At 53.7% G+C, this 18,480-nt stretch carries 15 protein-coding genes; 5 read left to right on the plus strand and 10 right to left on the minus strand.

Annotated elements, in window-relative coordinates:
• Positions 1-251: 251 nt before the first annotated feature.
• The 4 genes from pyrB to Q4579_RS01565 all read left to right on the plus strand — a co-directional run bounded on the left by pyrB (position 252) and on the right by Q4579_RS01565 (position 3,318).
• The gene (gene pyrB, locus Q4579_RS01550) at positions 252-1,181 is read left to right on the plus strand and encodes an aspartate carbamoyltransferase (RefSeq protein WP_303561097.1); all 930 of its coding nucleotides are present in this window, start codon (positions 252-254) and stop codon (positions 1,179-1,181) included.
• 14 nt (positions 1,182-1,195) lie between these two features.
• Positions 1,196-1,660 carry an aspartate carbamoyltransferase regulatory subunit gene (gene pyrI, locus Q4579_RS01555; protein ID WP_303561099.1) on the plus strand — a complete coding sequence of 155 codons (465 nt, stop codon included), beginning with the start codon at positions 1,196-1,198 and terminating at the stop codon, positions 1,658-1,660.
• Between the two features lie 197 nt (positions 1,661-1,857).
• A complete protein-coding gene (locus Q4579_RS01560) occupies positions 1,858-2,823 on the plus strand; it encodes a serine protease (protein ID WP_303561101.1) in 966 nt (321 codons plus the stop codon).
• A 105-nt stretch (positions 2,824-2,928) separates the two neighbouring features.
• The gene (locus tag Q4579_RS01565) at positions 2,929-3,318 is read left to right on the plus strand and encodes a RidA family protein (RefSeq protein ID WP_303561103.1); all 390 of its coding nucleotides are present in this window, start codon (positions 2,929-2,931) and stop codon (positions 3,316-3,318) included.
• 216 nt (positions 3,319-3,534) lie between these two features.
• On the opposite strand, the gene idi is transcribed toward Q4579_RS01565, so the two are convergent.
• From idi to nudF, 8 genes are all read right to left on the minus strand, one after another.
• The gene (gene idi / locus Q4579_RS01570; RefSeq protein ID WP_303561105.1) at positions 3,535-4,062 is read right to left on the minus strand and encodes an isopentenyl-diphosphate Delta-isomerase; all 528 of its coding nucleotides are present in this window, start codon (positions 4,060-4,062) and stop codon (positions 3,535-3,537) included.
• 96 nt (positions 4,063-4,158) lie between these two features.
• Positions 4,159-4,878: a 1-acylglycerol-3-phosphate O-acyltransferase gene (locus Q4579_RS01575; protein ID WP_211647080.1), complete on the minus strand. Its 720-nt coding sequence runs from the start codon at positions 4,876-4,878 to the stop codon at positions 4,159-4,161.
• 162 nt (positions 4,879-5,040) lie between these two features.
• On the minus strand, positions 5,041-7,308 hold the full coding sequence (gene parC, locus Q4579_RS01580; protein WP_303561107.1) for a DNA topoisomerase IV subunit A: 2,268 nt from the start codon (positions 7,306-7,308) through the stop codon (positions 5,041-5,043).
• A 69-nt stretch (positions 7,309-7,377) separates the two neighbouring features.
• Positions 7,378-9,267: a DNA topoisomerase IV subunit B gene (gene parE / locus Q4579_RS01585; RefSeq protein ID WP_303561109.1), complete on the minus strand. Its 1,890-nt coding sequence runs from the start codon at positions 9,265-9,267 to the stop codon at positions 7,378-7,380.
• A 120-nt stretch (positions 9,268-9,387) separates the two neighbouring features.
• Positions 9,388-9,966 carry an esterase YqiA gene (yqiA, locus tag Q4579_RS01590; RefSeq protein ID WP_303561111.1) on the minus strand — a complete coding sequence of 193 codons (579 nt, stop codon included), beginning with the start codon at positions 9,964-9,966 and terminating at the stop codon, positions 9,388-9,390.
• Positions 9,966-10,790 carry a 3',5'-cyclic-AMP phosphodiesterase gene (gene cpdA / locus Q4579_RS01595; protein ID WP_303561113.1) on the minus strand — a complete coding sequence of 275 codons (825 nt, stop codon included), beginning with the start codon at positions 10,788-10,790 and terminating at the stop codon, positions 9,966-9,968. The genes yqiA and cpdA overlap by 1 nt, the downstream gene beginning before the upstream one ends.
• Before the next feature lie 28 nt (positions 10,791-10,818).
• On the minus strand, positions 10,819-11,250 hold the full coding sequence (locus Q4579_RS01600; RefSeq protein ID WP_303561114.1) for a DUF1249 family protein: 432 nt from the start codon (positions 11,248-11,250) through the stop codon (positions 10,819-10,821).
• Positions 11,247-11,891 carry an ADP-ribose diphosphatase gene (gene nudF, locus Q4579_RS01605; protein ID WP_303561115.1) on the minus strand — a complete coding sequence of 215 codons (645 nt, stop codon included), beginning with the start codon at positions 11,889-11,891 and terminating at the stop codon, positions 11,247-11,249. The genes Q4579_RS01600 and nudF overlap by 4 nt, the downstream gene beginning before the upstream one ends.
• A 394-nt stretch (positions 11,892-12,285) precedes the next feature.
• Here nudF and tolC point away from each other — a divergent pair, with 394 nt between their 5' ends.
• The gene (gene tolC / locus Q4579_RS01610; RefSeq protein WP_303561117.1) at positions 12,286-13,581 is read left to right on the plus strand and encodes an outer membrane channel protein TolC; all 1,296 of its coding nucleotides are present in this window, start codon (positions 12,286-12,288) and stop codon (positions 13,579-13,581) included.
• A gap of 282 nt (positions 13,582-13,863) precedes the next feature.
• Here tolC and hldE read toward each other — a convergent pair whose 3' ends face one another.
• Together hldE and glnE are read right to left on the minus strand one after the other, a co-directional pair.
• Entirely contained in the window at positions 13,864-15,294 is a 1,431-nt protein-coding gene (gene hldE, locus Q4579_RS01615; protein WP_303561118.1) for a bifunctional D-glycero-beta-D-manno-heptose-7-phosphate kinase/D-glycero-beta-D-manno-heptose 1-phosphate adenylyltransferase HldE, read from the minus strand.
• 109 nt (positions 15,295-15,403) lie between these two features.
• The gene (glnE, locus tag Q4579_RS01620; RefSeq protein ID WP_303561120.1) at positions 15,404-18,250 is read right to left on the minus strand and encodes a bifunctional [glutamate--ammonia ligase]-adenylyl-L-tyrosine phosphorylase/[glutamate--ammonia-ligase] adenylyltransferase; all 2,847 of its coding nucleotides are present in this window, start codon (positions 18,248-18,250) and stop codon (positions 15,404-15,406) included.
• Between the last annotated feature and the right edge of the window lie 230 nt (positions 18,251-18,480).

Consider the following 18,480-nt stretch of genomic DNA (forward strand, 5'->3'; position numbering starts at 1 on the left):
GCAGGCAAACGCTTGCGCCCCGGATAAATGACGGTATAATCCTCCGCAATTTGTCCAGCGAGAGCAAAAAATGGCCCCAAACGCACTGCACAATCCGTTGCGATGCCGCCGGTTGACGGCGAGCGATGCCGTTTTTGTTTCTCCGGATCTGAATCCAGAAGCCTCCTGATCTCAGGGGGCTTTTTTTTGCCTGCACGTCAGGTGAGACAGATTTGCAGCAACTCGTTCCAGCCTAAAAGAGGGAAAGCGTCATGGCGAATTCGCTATACCATAAGCACATTATTTCAATCCCCGAGCTTAGCCGCAGCGAACTCGAGCTTATCGTGGAAACGGCAACCCAGCTGAAGAAAAGCCCGAATCCTGAGCTGTTGAAACACAAGGTCATTGCCAGTTGCTTCTTCGAGCCATCGACCCGGACCCGTCTGTCTTTCGAAACCGCCATTCAGCGGCTGGGCGGCAGCGTGATTGGTTTTGACAGCGGCGGTAATACCTCACTGGCCAAGAAAGGCGAAACCCTGATTGACTCTGTGCAGGTCATCACCTCTTATGTGGATGCCTTCGTCATGCGCCACCCGCAGGAAGGTGCGGCCCGTCTGGCCTCCGAGTTTTCCGGCAAAGTGCCGGTGATCAATGCCGGTGATGGTGCCAATCAGCATCCGACGCAGACTTTGCTGGATCTGTTCAGTATTGCCGAAACACAAGGCCGTCTGGATAACCTCAATGTCGCCTTTGTCGGTGATTTGAAATATGGCCGCACCGTGCACTCGCTGACCCAGGCGCTGTCTAAGTTCAACAACATCCGTTTTTTCTTCATCGCTCCGGAAGTGCTGGCGATGCCGGATTATATCTGCGAAGAACTGGACGACGCCGGGATTCAGTACAGCCTGCACACCCAAATGGAAGAAGTGATCCCGGAACTGGACGTGTTGTACATGACCCGCGTGCAGAAAGAACGCTTCGATGAATCCGAGTATGCCCATATGAAAGCGGCTTACATTCTGAACGCGGACATGCTGGCCAATGCGCGCGCCAATCTCAAAGTCCTGCATCCGCTGCCACGGGTGGATGAGATCACGACAGATGTAGATACAACCCCGCACGCATACTACTTCCAGCAGGCGGAGAACGGCGTCTATGCCCGCCAGGCGCTGCTGGCCCTGGTCCTGAACGAAACAATTTAAGCAGGAGACCCATCATGACAAAAGATACTCAGCTTCAGGTCGAAGCCATTAAAAATGGCACTGTCATTGACCACATTCCTGCCAACATCGGCATCAAAGTGCTGCGGTTATTTCAACTGCACCAAGCTTCAGAACGCGTCACCATCGGTCTGAATCTGCCGTCTTCCGTGCAGGGCACCAAAGATCTGATCAAAATTGAAAACGTGTTCCTGAATGAGGAACTGGCCAATCAGCTGGCGTTATATGCGCCGAATGCGACCGTCAATCAGATTGAAGACTATCAGGTTGTGAAGAAACTGACGCTGTCGCTGCCCGATCAGATCCATGCCATTTTCAAATGCCCGAACTCCAACTGTATTACCCATAACGAACCCGTCGACAGCAGCTTCAAAGTGCTGACGAAACGTGAAGAAATTCGCCTGAAGTGTAAATACTGCGAGAAAGTCTTTGCCCGCGATATCGTGACCGATTACCACTAATCCCCCGGTTTCCCGGATGGCAAAACTGAGAAAGCCGACTCAGCCCTGAGTCGGCTTTATTGTTTTTCAGGCTTTCTCCCCTACAAACCCGCCTTTCTCAGTTCAACAACAATTCCGCCTGTCCCCGCTCACTAGACTCAGGAAAACAGCACGTGATTCGTTCTGTTTTCATCAAAAGCTCGTTTCGGGGACATTGCATGAGTTTGAATGCGCAGTTTTGTCGCCGGTTGCTGAAATTTCAGGCCGGTCAATCTCTGGTCGTGGGACTGGTCATCTTCCTGACCAGTTGTATCACGGCCAATGGCGACGTCACGCAGGCGCCGTCCCACGCCGCCAACCGGCAAGTAGTCATTGGCGTACCGATTTTACTGGGTGGTTTTGGCTCTGCCGTACCCATTACGCCTCAACTTCAGGTCACGGCCAAACACGTCGCTCGGTATGCCTGGAACCGGGATGTGATTTATCACCCGCTCTGCGATCTGGCCCTGATCCGAGCCGATTCAGCCACCATCCCGACCTGGGGGCTGATTTATCCCGATCAGCCGGTTACCCATCTGGGTCACTCTTTGCTGGGCACCAGTATTCAGGGACAGGGGAAATATCTGCAGGATGTGATTGATACCAACACCAAATGTCTGTATTCGCTGAGTGATGCGCCGGTGATGTCCGGCATGAGCGGCGGCCCGGTTTTCAATCAGGCAGGCGAAGTGGTTGGGATCACCGTGGCCATCGTCAATAATCCGGAAGATCTGCGCAACTTGAGGGCTGCAGACCGCTACAGCCAGTTTGTTCCTGCCACCCTGATCTTCGACTGGCTGGCAGAGCTGGGGATCAGCCCAACCGCAGCCAATGACGCACTGGCGGGTATCCAGGTGTCGGATTATGTCCGCCAGATCAACCGGCATACGGATGTCCCGGACAAGCTGGGCCTGCCCCGCAATACACAGGCACGGCAAAACGTCGCGGGCTTCGCCCCATTTGCAGGCACGCACAATACGCCATCGCCATTGGGGAGTTTCCAGACCCCGGTGTCTGGTACTTTTCCCGCCACGGAAGAAGAGCAGAATGACATTGCCCTGAAACAACCCCAGCCCGTGATTTATCAGCGCCAGTCGCCTCCGGAGATGATTCAGAACATGAATAATGACCCGGCATTTCGTTAACGTCAGCGGGCCTTTTCCACTCGGGCCCGCAAACCTTTTGACCTGCCCGAAAAGCCGTTGCAAACTAGGGTCTTTCTTCCCGAATAAAGCCAATAAGGATCGAAGATGACTCAAGTACTGCACACCGACAAAGCTCCTGCTGCCATTGGCCCTTACGTCCAGGGCGTAGATCTGGGCAACATGGTTCTGACTTCAGGCCAGCTCCCAGTGAATCCGGCCACAGGTGAAGTGCCGGACGATATCGCAGCGCAGGCACGTCAGTCGCTGGAAAACGTGAAGGCTGTGGTTGAATCTTCAGGCCTGAAAGTCTCTGATATCGTCAAAATGACGGTGTTTGTGAAAGATCTGAATGATTTTGGCACTGTGAACGAAGTGTATGGCCAGTTCTTTGACGAAAACCATGCGCCATATCCGGCACGCTCTTGTGTTGAAGTGGCACGTCTGCCGAAAGATGTGAAAATTGAAATTGAAGCGATTGCAGTGCGTAAAGCCTGATTCATACCAATCAATGTCAGTCAGTGATCAAAAATAGCGCAGAAAAAATGTTTGAGAACAAGGCAGATTTTTTGATAAATCGTGATTCTACAATCAAAAAAATCTAACGCAGTGATCGAACATTTTAACAAGCTAGGATGACCAGTGATTGACTGCGATTGATATCACTTCCTGAAGGCGGGTTTTCCGCCTTCATCTCCCGCCATAGTCAGCACCTCAGAATGAGGCCAGTGTCCTGCGATAGACTTCTGCAAACCAGGCCGTAAATACCTCTGGCGTTTGGGTTAACCGGGCCGACAATTCTGCTTCCGGCCACCAGCGATACGCCATCACTTCATTTGGATTTGGCACAATAGCCGGATCAGCATGCGCCACCAGCACATGATCCAGCTCGTGCTCGACCAGATCATTATCCAGTGCTGCCCGATAGATAAAACGGGCGATCTCATCAAACTCACGCACGCTGGTGATCCCCATTTCCTCACCCAGTCTGCGTGTCGCAGCCTGTTGCAGACTTTCGCCTTCACGCGGATGCGAACAACAGGTATTGGTCCACAGCCCGCCGCTGTGGTACTTCCCCTGTGCCCGCTGATGCAGCAGAAATTCGCGGCCTGACGGGGTCTCACGGTACAACAGCACCGAAAAGGCCAGATGAAGTGCGCCGTCGCGGTGTGCCTGCATTTTTTCAGCCAGGCCACGCGGTTCACCGTCCTGATTGACTAATATCACATATTCCCGGCTCATCGCTTACCCTCCGACCACGCACTGCTGTGCGCTAAAAACAAAGACAGGCCATAACGGCCTGTCTTCCTGACAATCTGATTTTCAGTGTATCCCTGATTATGAACGTGACGCAGCCTCAGCATTCAAATCATCCAGCTTCGCAACCATCAGATCCCGGCAGCGTACAGACAAATCACGGACATCCTCTTTGGTCATGCCTTCCGTCTGAACCGGCGGCATCACCTCAACAATGACCACACCATTGTTCCAGCGATTCAGCTTCACATGTTCCGTGCTGCTGCACACAATCGGCACCACAGGCACGCCAGCACTGATCGCCGCATGAAATGCACCGGTTTTGAACGGCAGCAAGCCACGGCCACGAGACCGGGTGCCTTCCGGGAACATCCACACCGATACATTACGATCTTTAATCTTTTCAACGACCTGGCTGATCGTCCCCATCGCTTTGCTGCGATTGGCGCGGTCAATCAGAATGTTCCCTGTCAGCCAGTACAGCTGACCGAACAATGGCATCCACAGCAGGCTTTTCTTGCCAACCGTCACGGTACGCGGCAAGACAGCCCCGGAAATCGTGAACAAATCATAATTGTTCTGATGGTTACCGATATGAATGCTCGGACCCACTTCTCTGGCCGAGTCGGCCACACGTAATTCCAGCTTGATACCGAGGATCCGCGACATTTTAGCGAATAACAGGGCAAACGTGTGAACATGTTTCGGATTTCTCGGACTCAGCAGGCAATAACCGCACCCAAATACAAACATGACGATGGCAAACAACGCAATGGCCACCAGTCGAAATACAGCAATCATCAAACTCTCCTCAGCGTACAAGCGTGCGCTAGTATACTCAGTCAATGGGAAATTACACCCAAAAAACCGCTTTTTTATCCGATTCTGACACCAGTTCAAACACCCCGATAAACAAAACAGGCCTCATATTTGAGGCCTGTTCAATGGATGTGACTGAAACGATCAACTGTCGTCGCTGTCCTGAGCCGGTCGTACCATCTCATAGCTGGTCACACGCTGCAGGCCGCGTGGCAGCATGGCGCCACGGCGACCGCGCTCGCCGTAGAAGTTCTCCAGATCGGCTGGCTTCAGCCCCAGTTTGCGCTTCCCGGCATAGAGCGTCAGTTCACAGCCCGCAGGCAGCACCAGCAAGTGCGACAGGAACTCTTCTCTTGCTTTGGCACGAGCGGAAGGAATATTGATAATCTTGTTCCCTTTCCCTTTACCCAGCTGCGGCAGATCCTGAATCGGGAAGATCAGCATCCGACCTTCATTGGTGATCGCCAGCACCAGATCATGTTTCAGATCCTTAATCGGCTGCGGCGGCATCACTTCGCAATCCGCCGGTACGGTCAGCAGGGCTTTACCGTTACGGTTTTTGGAAATCATGTCGCTGCCTTTGCAGACGAAACCATAACCCGCATCTGAGGCCATCAGCCAGTATTGCTCTTCTTCTGACATCAGCACCTGACGAACACTGCTGCCCGCAGTAATATTCAGGCGTCCGGTGATCGGTTCACCCTGGCTCCGGGCCGATGGCAGTGTATGCGACTCCAGCGCATAGCTGCGCCCATCGCTGCCAATGAAGACCGCAGGCTGATTGCTCTTGCCCCGCGCATGGCTCAGATAACTGTCACCAGACTTGTAATTCAGGCTGCTCGGATCCACGTCATGCCCCTTGGCATGACGGATCCAGCCTTTGTCGGACAGCACAACAGTAATCGCTTCACTTGGGATCAGATCGCGTTCTGTCATGGCTTTGGCTTCTGCACGCTCGACCAGGGGTGAGCGACGCTCATCACCGTATTTCTCGGCATCCGCCAGAATTTCTTTCTTCAGCAGCGTGTTCATCCGACGCTCGGAGCCCAGCAGTTGCTCCAGCTTCTCACGCTCTTTGTTCAGCTCATCCTGTTCGCCACGAATCTTAATTTCTTCCAGTTTGGCTAACTGGCGTAATTTGATCTCAAGAATCGCTTCCGCCTGGGTCGCACTCAGGCCGAAACGGCTCATCAGTACGGCTTTCGGCTCGTCCTCGGTGCGGATAATCTCAATCACTTCATCAATGTTGAGATAAGCCACCAGCAAACCTTCCAGAATGTGCAGACGGGCCAGCACTTTGTCCAAACGATGCTGCAGACGACGGCGAACCGTGTCGCGACGGAACGTCAGCCATTCAGACAGAATAGTCACCAGACCTTTCACCTGCGGACGGCCATCCAGCCCCAGCATGTTCAGGTTCACACGGTAGCTTTTTTCCAGATCCGTAGACGCAAACAGATGCTCCATCAGCTGTTCACAATCCACCCGGTTTGATTTCGGCACAATGACGATTCGGGTCGGGTTCTCATGATCCGACTCATCCCGCAGGTCATCGACCAGCGGCAGTTTCTTGGCCCGCATCAATCCGGCGATCTGCTCCAGCAATTTCGAACCGGACACCTGATGTGGCAGCGCAGTAATGATGATTTCACCATTGTCTTTGCTCCACACGGCACGCATTTTCACGCTGCCTTTCCCGGTGCGGTAGATCTTTTTCAGATCCTCTTTGGCGGATGTGATCTCAGCTTCTGTCGGATAATCCGGACCTTTCACAAAGCCCATCAGATCATCCAGATCAGCCTGTGGATTTTCAATCAGATGCACCACAGCATCGGCCACTTCACGGGCATTGTGCGGCGGAATGTCCGTCGCCATGCCCACGGCAATCCCCGTCACACCATTGAGCAGAATATGCGGCAGGCGTGCAGGCAGCGTCAGGGGCTCTTTCATGGTGCCATCGAAGTTCGGCCCCCACTCTACCGTGCCCTGACCCAGCTCACTGAGCAGCACTTCAGAGAATCGGGACAGACGCGATTCGGTATAACGCATCGCTGCGAATGATTTGGGATCATCCGGCGCACCCCAGTTCCCCTGACCATCGACCAGCGGATAACGGTAAGAAAACGGCTGCGCCATCAGAACCATGGCTTCATAACAGGCCGAGTCGCCATGCGGGTGGTATTTACCCAGCACGTCACCAACAGTCCGGGCCGATTTTTTATACTTGGCTGTGGCACTCAGGCCCAGCTCTGACATCGCGTAAATGATCCGGCGCTGAACCGGTTTCAGGCCGTCACCAATAAATGGCAGGGCCCGGTCCATGATTACGTACATGGAGTAATTCAGATAGGCATCTTCCGTAAACTTACGCAGCGGAAGCTGTTCGATACCTTCCATTGAGACATCAGTCATGGTGGCTAAAATCCGTGTCTTTGCTCTGCCGGGATCGCCCGGCAGAGATCAATCTTGAATGGGCGAGGCTCAGACTTCTACGTCGGCCAGATCACCTTTGCTCTGCAGCCAGCTGCGGCGGTCTTCTGAACGCTTCTTACACAGCAGCATATCCATCATCTGGGTGGTCTGCTCATCATCATCAATGGTGAGCTGAACCAGACGCCGGGTATTCGGATCCATGGTAGTTTCGCGGAGCTGCATCGGGTTCATCTCACCCAGACCTTTAAAGCGCTGCACATTCACTTTGCCACGCTTGTTGCTGAGTCGATCCAGAATGCCTTCTTTCTCGGCTTCATCGAGGGCGTAATACACCTCTTTCCCCAAATCAATCCGGTACAGCGGCGGCATCGCAATGTAAACATGTCCGGCACGGACCAGCGATTCGAAGTGCTTCATGAACAAGGCGCACAGCAGAGTGGCAATGTGCAGACCATCGGAGTCCGCATCGGCCAGCACGCAGATTTTGCCGTAACGCAGGCCGGTGAGATCGTCGCTGTCCGGGTCAATGCCCAGCGCAACCGAAATATCATGCACTTCCTGAGAGGCCAGTACCTGATCGGCAGATACTTCCCAGGTATTCAGGATCTTACCGCGCAGCGGCATGATGGCCTGAAAATCACGGTCACGGGCTTGCTTGGCCGAGCCGCCTGCCGAGTCACCCTCGACCAGGAAAAGTTCAGTTCTGCTGAGGTCCTGCTGCGAACAGTCTGCCAGTTTACCGGGCAGTGCCGGGCCGCTGGTGACTTTCTTGCGCACCACTTTTTTACTGGCACGCATCCGGCGATGGGCGTTCGCAATACAGATTTCCGCCAGTTGCTCGGCAATCTGCGGACGCTCATTCAGCCACAGGCTGAAGGCATCTTTCACCACACCCGAAACAAAGGCCGCGCACTGACGCGACGACAGGCGTTCTTTGGTCTGACCGGCAAACTGCGGATCCTGCATTTTCACCGACAGCACGTAAGCACAGCGTTCCCAGATATCCTCAGCCGTCAGCTTCACACCACGCGGCAGCAGGCTCCGGAATTCGCAGAATTCACGCATGGCATCAAGCAGCCCCTGACGTAAGCCGTTCACGTGGGTACCGCCCTGCGCCGTTGGAATCAGGTTCACGTAGCTTTCGGTGATGAGCTCTCCGCCTTCCGGCAGCCACACCACCGCCCAGTCTGCCGCTTCCGTCTGACCGGAAAACACACCGGTAAAGGGGGCTTCAGGCAACAGCGGATACTCTTTGACGCCTTCGTACAAATAATCGTTCAGGCCATCTTCGTAACACCAGCGCAGTGTTTCGTCGGTGTTTTTGTCTGTGAAGACGATTTCAAGTCCGGGACAAAGCACAGCTTTGGCTTTCAGCACGCTTTTCAGACGGCTGAGCGAGAATTTCGGGCTGTCAAAGTACTGACCATCCGGCCAGAAATGCACACGGGTGCCTTTGGCGCGACGACCGCAGGTGTCAATCACCTCCAGCTCGCTGACTTTATCGCCATGCTCAAAAGCAATCTGATAAACCTGGCCGTCACGTTTCACGGTGACTTCCACCCGCTTCGACAGGGCATTCACCACGGAGATACCCACCCCGTGCAGACCACCGGAAAACTGGTAGTTTTTATTCGAGAATTTACCGCCGGCATGCAGTTTACACAGGATCAGTTCAACCCCGGAAACCCCTTCTTCAGGGTGAATATCGACCGGCATCCCCCGCCCGTCATCAATCACTTCCAGTGACTGATCTGCGTGCAGGATGACTTCGACTTTCCTGGCATGGCCAGCCAGGGCTTCATCGACACTGTTGTCGATCACTTCCTGACCCAGGTGGTTAGGCCGTGCCGTATCGGTGTACATGCCGGGACGACGGCGAACCGGCTCAAGGCCGTTCAGAACCTCAATGGCTCCGGCGTTATAGCTTTGGTCTGTCATAGATTCGGAAAGTTACGAGAAAATGTTGCCACAATAGTCAGTAACCTCAGCCTTGATGTCAAGCTGAGGCTCGCTGAGACCAGATAAACAAAGTGTGCCGAAGCACACACTGAAAAACAGTTATAAACCTAAAAAGCGGACAATATCGGCGGGATATCGATTAAATCCAATGAAACTGTGATCCCCTTCCGGTTCTACCGTATTCAGACAGGCTGCGTATTTTTCAACCGCCTGACGGTAGTCCAGCACTTCATCCCCTTCCTGCTGCAAAAGCCACAGCAGTTCAGGATGATTCAATCCGGCAATGTCCAGTGCTTTCAGCTCATCCATATGATGCGGCATCAGGACATAGGTTTCTCCCGTATAGGGGTTCACCTGCTCGCCCAGATAATCCATCAGTAATTCAAACGGCCTGACCGCCGGGTTCACAAGCACTGCCGGCAACTGATGACGCTGGCTCAGCCAGGTAGCCAGATAGCCCCCGAGCGAGCTGCCCACCAACCCGATGTGGTGGGTGGGTTTCAGTTGAGTGACCAGTGCATCAATGAAATCAGCCGCCTGCGCCGGATAACAAGGCAGTTGCGGGATTTCGACTCTGATGTCCGGGCGTTCCAACTGGCAGTACGCTGCCATTTGCTGGGCTTTCAGGGACTTGGGGGAACTGTTAAAACCGTGAAGATAGAGCAGCAGTGATTTCATCAGTAACCTGCCGCATCAAACTGAGGTGAAAACGTCCGGCGACAAACGCGCTCAACCTGAGTCTCGATGGCACCGTCCGGCAGAAGCGATAACCAGCGCCAACCCGGGTTGCATTTATCCAGCGCGAAATCCTGAGAGTCCGGTTTAAACTGAATACAGGTCGATGGCGTTGCCAGCACGCGAACGCCCTGATGCAGCACATCCAGTTCCTGATGAATATGACCGCACAACACGGCTTTGACCTGTGGATAGCGGGACACGACCTGCCAGAATGCATCATTGTTTTTCAACTGGTGCTGATCCAGCCAGCGGCTGCCGGCCGCTAACGGATGATGATGCAACAACACCAGCGCATGACGGTCCGGTTCACCAGACAGCGCCTGATCCAGCATGTCCAGCTGCACCGCACTGAGCTCCCCGTGCGGCACCCCGACGACTTGGCTGTCCAGCAAAATCACCTGCCAGTGTTCACCTGCCAACACCTGATCACAAGATTTGATCTGTGTTGAAGGCAGCACAGTTTTCATGCTCGGCTGATCATCGTGATTACCCGGCAACCAGAAACACGGCTGCGTCCAGCGTTGGATCCCATCGGCAAAGCGCTGATAGGATTCCGGTGTATGATCCTGGGAAATATCGCCGGTTGCAATGATTGCATCAAACGGACGTGACTGAGCCGCCACCTCTTCAAGCACGGCATGGAAGCTGTCTCTGGTTGCAACTCCCAGCAGACTGCCCGTCTCATCCGAAAATAAATGAGTATCGGTCAGCTGAAGTAACAGCACACTATCTGAATTTTCTTGCGGCAGAGAGTAGGTCTGCAAAACGTCAAAACCTTGTTGAATGAAGTCGTTAATAAACCGATTGCTTACTGAGACCGTTCTTCAGGCAGTAAGCCAGCCAATCTCCCAAAAAGCGATTGACCTGATGTTTTTCATCTTTCTGGTGCATCCGCATATTGGGGTAATCATACCTTGGCTTCAGACGCGAAATCTGCTGAATGGAACACACTTCTGCCACCCTGGCATCATGGTACAAGCGTACTTTGAAGGTCGGGATCAGGTATTCCGGTAAACCGGTATCGGTCTCCATTTGCAGCTGAATCAACGTGGTGTAGCGGGTTGATTCCAGAATGCGAAGCTTATAGTCATGGCTGCCAACCTGATAGGCACACTCATCCCCCACCACTTCACTTTTTGGTAGCAATGGAAGCAACTTCGCATAATTGGTTTCATATAAACGCATGATACCTGCGAGATCGACGGTGTACCTTCTGTTGTTCACAACCCTTCCTTAACCCATTTAGCCTGTAATTGCTGATAGTGTAGTTGCAACCATTGTAGCGCAATGATGCTGGCTGCATTTTCTATTTTACCAGACGCTACCCACGCATAGGCTTGTTCACGACTGACGACGTGGACACGAATATCCTCGCCTTCATCTTCAAGGCCGTGAATGCCCTGCGCCAACCGACTGTCAATACAACCAGCATATACACTCAGCGTTTCTGAGCAGCCACCCGAGCTGGAGAGATAGCGAGTCACGTAGGTCATTTGATCCACCGTCACCCCCGCTTCTTCAACCGCCTCGCGGCTGACCACGGCTTCCGCCGTCTCGCCCGGTTCGATCATCCCGGCAACGATCTCCAGTTGCCAGGGCTGGCAGTCACCGGCCAGCGCACCAATCCGAAACTGCTCAATCAGGACCACTTCATCCCGCACCGGATCATAAGGCAGCAACGCTGCGGCATGACCACGGTCCAGCATTTCCCGGTTCAGGGACGGGCTCCAGCCACCAGCAAACAGGCGATGGCGAAACTGAAACGCTTTTAAACGAAAAAATCCCTGATAAAGCACCGTTTCAGCAGTCACTTCGACATCACTCTGCCCGAATGTTTCCGCCGATTCCGTGTGTGGTTCAGTCATCTTTCCTCTCCTTGCAGACACCCAAACGACTGGTCTGAAGCTCGTTGAGCAATGCACCATTCTTCCATTCATCCCCACAAGGTGGCAATGGGTAAACTCAACTTTTTTGATAAATGTTGCAGTAATTTTTCATCAGCACGCCCAATCGGGCCTATTCTTAGCATGAATCAAATGTTAAACAGGAAAAGTTAGATGTGAAATTTTGCTGGGCTATGATGTTAAATATTCGCTATCATTGCGACATCTGTACAAAAAGTTCGCAATTACAATCAAGTAAAAGCAGCCGATCAGGTTAAAATTGCGCAAAAAAATCACAATTGATCAGTTTCAAGCAAGGTATCATCAGGTAAACTGAACGTTGCACATAATTTGTCAGGACTCAGGAAAAGCATTCATGAAAAAATTGCTTCCGCTTTATCTCGGTCTAGCTTTGGGTGGTCTTACCCCATTTGCTTTTGCCGACGATCTTGCCGATATCTACGAACAAGCCAAACAAAACGACCCTCAGCTGCTCCGGGCCGCGGCTGATAAAGATACCGCTTTCGAAGCGATTAATTCATCCCGCAGTAATCTGTTGCCTCAAATCAATCTGAGTGCGGGACTACAAGCCACCCGTCTGGATTATGATGACGAAGGCTTCACCGGTGGCCTGACGCTGAGCCAATCGCTGTACGACCGTGCCAGCTGGGTGAACCTGGATATCAGTGAAAAACTGGCTCGTCAGAGCGACGCCAGCTACGCGGTTGCTCAGCAGGACCTGATCCTTCGGGTCGCAAACGCCTACTTCTCTGTCCTGCGCGCAATGGATGATCTGGAGTTCGTTCGGGCAGAAAAAGCCGCTGTTGGTCGCCAGTTAGAGCAAACCAAACAGCGCTTTGAAGTCGGCCTGTCTGCCATTACCGATGTCCATGATGCACAAGCACAGTACGACAGCGTGCTGGCTGATGAAATTCTGAAAGAAAACGCACTGACCAACAGCTATGAGAACCTGCGTGAAATTACGGGTCAGGCACACAAAGACCTGGCTGTGCTGGATACAAAACGTTTTTCTGCCAGCAGCCCGAAAAATCAGGTCAGAACCTTGCTGGAAAATGCCGAAAGTGAAAACCTATCACTCCTCAGCCAACGCATTTCACAAGACATCTCCCGTGACAGAATCTCACTGGCGGAGACCGGTCACCTGCCAACACTGAGTTTTGATGCGGGTTATCAGTACAACGATATGCAGCAAGGCCAGAGCAGTGATGAAGGGACGATTTCAGCCGGTATCAACCTCAAATTGCCTGTCTATACCGGGGGGCGCGTGACTTCTGAAGTGAAACAGGCGCAATACGCTTATGTTTCCGCCAGCGAGTCCCTGGAAGAAACGTATCGGGGTGTGGTGAAAAATGTCCGTGCCTTTTATAACAACATCAATGCGTCCATCGGGGCACTGAAAGCCTACGAGCAGTCCGTGATTTCTGCACGTTCCGCACTGGAAGCGACTGAAGCTGGTTTTGATGTCGGCACCCGGACCATTGTCGATGTGCTGGATGCAACCCGTCGTCTTTATGATGCCAACCGCCAGCTGGCGAATGCGCGTTATGAATACATCCTCAGCCAATTGCAGCTGAGACAAGCGGTGGGCTCTCTGAATGAGCAGGATGTGCTGGATGTCAACCAGGGCCTGATCCCAGCGAAGAAGAAATAACCGAAGCGATAACCCGCCCTGATACGGGTCACAGCCAACAAAAAAGCGCCGTAAGGCGCTTTTTTTATCTCTGCAAATACCCGGTCAGCAACACGATGGCGACTAACCGGGCAGGTGTCTTATACCAATCAAAGTAAGTCAATGATCAGAAATAGCGCCGGGAAAATGTTTGAGAACAAGGCGGATTTTTTAGATAAGTAGTTATTCTACAATCAAAAAATCTAACGAAGTTATCGAATATTTTAGCAAGCTAGGATGACCAGTGACTTACTGCGATTGGTATTAACCTTTGCCGCCACGAATCGCTTCGATAATTTCGGTGGTGGAGCAGCCGTCTTCAAAATTCAGCACACGCACTTCCCCGCCATTAGCAATCACTTCCTTGCCACCCGCAATCTGCTCTGGCTTGTAGTCACCGCCTTTCACCAGTAAATCCGGCAGAATTTCGCTGATCAACCGCTGTGGGGTCTCTTCAGCAAAAGGAACGACCCAGTCCACTGCACCCAGTCCGGCAAGTACCGCCATACGGCGATCTTCCGGATTGACCGGACGACCCGGCCCTTTCAGGCCACGCACGGAACTGTCGGAGTTCACGGCCACAATCAGGCGATCGCCCAGTTTCGCCGCTTCCGTCAGATAAGCCACATGACCGGCATGCAGAATGTCGAAACACCCGTTGGTCATCACGACTTTCTCACCACGGGCTTTTGCTGCCAGAACCGCTTGTTTGAGCTGACTTTCCGCCATCACGCCAAAGCCACTGTCCTGACTGCCGTGGACGGCATTGGTCAGCTCGATTGTCGACAGGGTCGAAGTTCCCAGCTTCCCAACCACAACGCCAGCCGCAGCATTCGCCAGTTTGCAGGCATCAGACAGGGATTTCCCGGCAGCCAGAGAAGCAGCCAGCACCGAAATCACTGTATCGCCCGCACCTGTTACGTCATAGACTTCTTTCGCCTGAGTCGGCATGTGCAGCGGCGCCTGGCCTTTTTGCAACAACGTCATGCCATGCTCACTGCGAGTCACCAGTAAGGCTTCCAGTTCAAACTGGTCAATCAGCGCCAGGCCTTTCTCAACCAGTTCTTCATCGGTTTTCGCTTTGCCTGCCACCGCTTCGAATTCAGACAGATTCGGCGTCAGCATGGTCGCACCACGGTAACGCTCAAAATCCGTCCCTTTCGGATCAATCAAGACTGCAACGCCGTGACGACGACCCAGTTCGATCATCGCACGCACATGTTCCAGTGCACCTTTGGCATAATCAGACAGGATCATCGCTTTGACATTCGGCAGCGACTGCTCCAGACGCGGCAGAATCAAATCGACGTCGACATCATGGAAACCTTCTTCAAAATCCAGACGGATCAGTTGCTGGCCCCGGCTCATCACACGCAGTTTCGTGATCGTTGGATAATCCGGCAGGGAGACAAAATCACAACGGACTTTCAGTGACGCCAGCTTTTCATTCAGCGCTCGGGCCGCATCGTCAATTCCGGTCAGACCAACCAGGCGCGCATGGCCGCCCAAAGCCGCAATGTTCATTGCCACGTTGGCTGCACCGCCCGGGCGTTCTTCAATCTGGTCTACTTTCACAACAGGCACAGGCGCTTCCGGTGAAATGCGTCCTGTCGGGCCAGTCCAGTAGCGATCTAGCATCACATCACCCACAACCAGCACACTGGCATGGTCATAATCAGGCAGTGTCAGTTTCATTCTTCTCTCCGGAACGGTAAAAACAGCAGAATCTTATCATAAAAGCCGGGACGGCATACACCTGGGGGCATGCCGCTGGCACCGAGTTAACAGTCAGTTGACCCTTCACTTAGATCTCGAAGATTTGCTGCCACAGATGCGTCACCACATCACGCTCGGCCGCAAACGCCTGCTCGTCCACATAGGCATCCTGACCCAGCAGATTCAGACGGTGAATTTCATCGCGCAGCGTACAATAGGCCTGAATCAGTGCCATCGCCTGCGCTTCTTCCAGCACGCCACGGGCTGCCATGGTTTCGAACAGACGAATATTGTCAGACCAGCGCGACAGTTTCGGCTGGCGCGCACAATGGCGCAGTACCAGATACTGCGCCATAAATTCAATGTCGGTGATCCCGCCCGGATCCTGCTTCAAGCCAAACTGACCGGCCTTTTTCTGCCCCAAGTGCTGGCGCATTTTCTCCCGCATTTCCACGACAGCCTGACGCAAGGTCTCGGGATCGCGGGTTTGCGACAGGATCGCAGCCCGCACCTGATCAAAACCGGGCCGCAGCACGTCATCACCATAGACCATCCGGGCACGGACCAGTGCCTGATGCTCCCAGGTCCAGGCCTCTTTCGCCTGATAATCTGCAAAGGCATCCAGCGGGCTGACCAGCAAGCCCGAAGCTCCGGAAGGACGCAGCCGCACATCGACTTCATACAGCACCCCAGACGCCGTACGGGTCGAGAACAGATGCACAATCCGCTGAGTCAGACGCAGATAAAACTGTCGGCCATCAATACTTTTATCGCCCGTGGTGTACACGTCCGCCGGGCAGTCATGCAAAAACACCAGATCAAGATCAGATCCGTAGCCCAGCTCAATCCCGCCGAGTTTTCCGTAACCAATGACCCCGAATCCGGTACTGTTCCGCTCCGCCAGATGCGACGGCTCGCCATACTTGGCCACCATCTGATGCCAGGCCTGCTTGACCACGGCACCGATAATGGCTTCCGCCAGGTAAGTCAGATGGTCGCTGACCTTCATCAAAGGCAGCACGCCGGCAATATCTGCCGCGGCGATGCGCAGCAACTGGGCCTGTTTGAACTGGCGGATGGCTTCCATCTGCTGTTCCATATCTTCTTCCGGGATCCGGGCAAGATATTCCTGCAGTTCGGCCTGATACTGATCCAGCGGCACCGGATGGTACAGATGTTGCGGATCCAGCAGTTCATCGAGCAGGATCGGATACTGCGCCAGCTGTTCGGCAACCATAGAACTGGCGGCACACAACCGGACCAGATGATCCAGCGCCCCCGGATGCTCACTCAGCAACTCAAGATAGGTGGTCCGCGTGGCAATACGAACAATCAGACGCCCGACGCGTTCCAGCACCAGCGCGGCATCTTCCCGGGTGACGATCCGGGAGAACACTTCCGGCATCAGCCGGGCCAGAACTTCCCGTCCACGCGAGCCAATCGTCCGTTTCGCCAGATCATCGCGTATCCGTCCCAGCACTGTGATCTGAATGTCTGTTGCAGGCGCACCGACATCGGTCAGAATCGATGCCAGCATTTCATCATCGTCAATCAGCGTCCAGAGTTCCTGATAAGACTGTGCGGCGGTGTCATGCGTGTCTTCGTCATCGGCACCGATAATGTCCTCAAACACCTGATGAATCGCAGACATATGCTGGTTCACTGCCGCAGACAGCGTGGCCCAGTCGTCATAACCCATCGCCTTGGCAAGGCGAATCTGATCCAGTGCAGTATCCGGCAGCGTTTGCGTTTGCTTATCTCCCAGCGCCTGCAACAGATTTTCCAGCCGACGCAGGAAAGCATAACCATCATGAAGCTGCGCGACCTGCGACGACGGCAATAGGCCCAGTGTATTCACCGCATCCAGCGTTGGCTGCAAGCCACGCTGACGCAGACTGGGCTCGCGGCCTCCACGAATCAGCTGGAAGGATTGCGCAATGAACTCCACTTCACGGATGCCGCCCGCCCCCAGCTTGATGTTATGGGTCAGGCCCCGGCGACGGACTTCCGAGCGAATCATGGATTTCATCCGGCGTAACGACTGAATGGCACTGAAATCAATATAACGGCGAAACACGAAAGGGCGCAGCATCTGGCGCAGTGCCTGATAATGCCCGGCACTTTCATCCCCCATGACTTTGGCTTTAATCATGGCGTAACGTTCCCAGTCCCGCCCCTGCTCCTGATAATAATCTTCCAGCGCAGCGTAGCTCATGACTAAGGGACCGCTGTCCCCAAACGGACGCAGACGCATGTCCACCCGGTAGCAAAATCCATCCACGGTTTGCTGATCCAGCGCTTTGATCAGCCGCTGCCCCAGCCGGGTAAAGAACTGCGCATTGGCCAGACTACGGCGTCCACCCTGAGTTTCCCCGTTTTCCGGATAGGTAAAAATTAAATCGATGTCAGAAGAGAAATTCAGCTCGCCGCCGCCGAGTTTCCCCATCCCCAGGATCAGCATTGGCTGAGGCTCACCCTCAGCATTACATGGCGTGCCATATTCCGCACAGCATTGCGCGTACAGCCAGTGATAGGCTTCCATGATCAGGGCTTCAGCCAGGAATGACAAATGAGAGAGGCTTTGCGACAACGTGGCCCGGCCGGTGAAATCCCGCCAGGCAATCCACACCATTTCGCGGCGCCGGAACGACCGCAGCACACGCATGAACGCCGCTTCATCCGTCACTGTGGACAGCCCTGTTTTCAGCTCACGGCGATACAGGGCTCTGCGCTCATGCACATGCAGTTGCGTGGCCAGCCAAGGCAGCAGAGCCGCGTCCTGAACCAGGGCGTCCTGAATAAAATCGCTGTATCCCAGCACCTGAGCAAGCTCGTCCTGTAAAGATGACGGCCATTGTTCTATATACTCCGGCTGGGTGTTTTGCAACGTTTCCAGAGCGCGTTCGGCGGCATGTTTCAGCAGTGCATGTGTCATATCGGTTCCTTGGCAATTCATAGGGGCTGTCCACCCGACATCGCTGTGTTGCCCGGCCGTCAGAAGTGCCAGGCAGCGCCAATAATACCAATCAAAGTCAGTCAATGATCAGAAATAGCGCAGGAAAAATGTTTGAGAACAAGGCAGATTTTTTAGATAAGTCCTGATTCTACAATCAAAAAATCTAACGCAGCGATCGAACAATTGAACAAGCTAGGATGACCAGTGAT

It is taken from the genome of Photobacterium sp. 1_MG-2023 (genome assembly GCF_030547945.1).
GTDB lineage: Bacteria > Pseudomonadota > Gammaproteobacteria > Enterobacterales > Vibrionaceae > Photobacterium.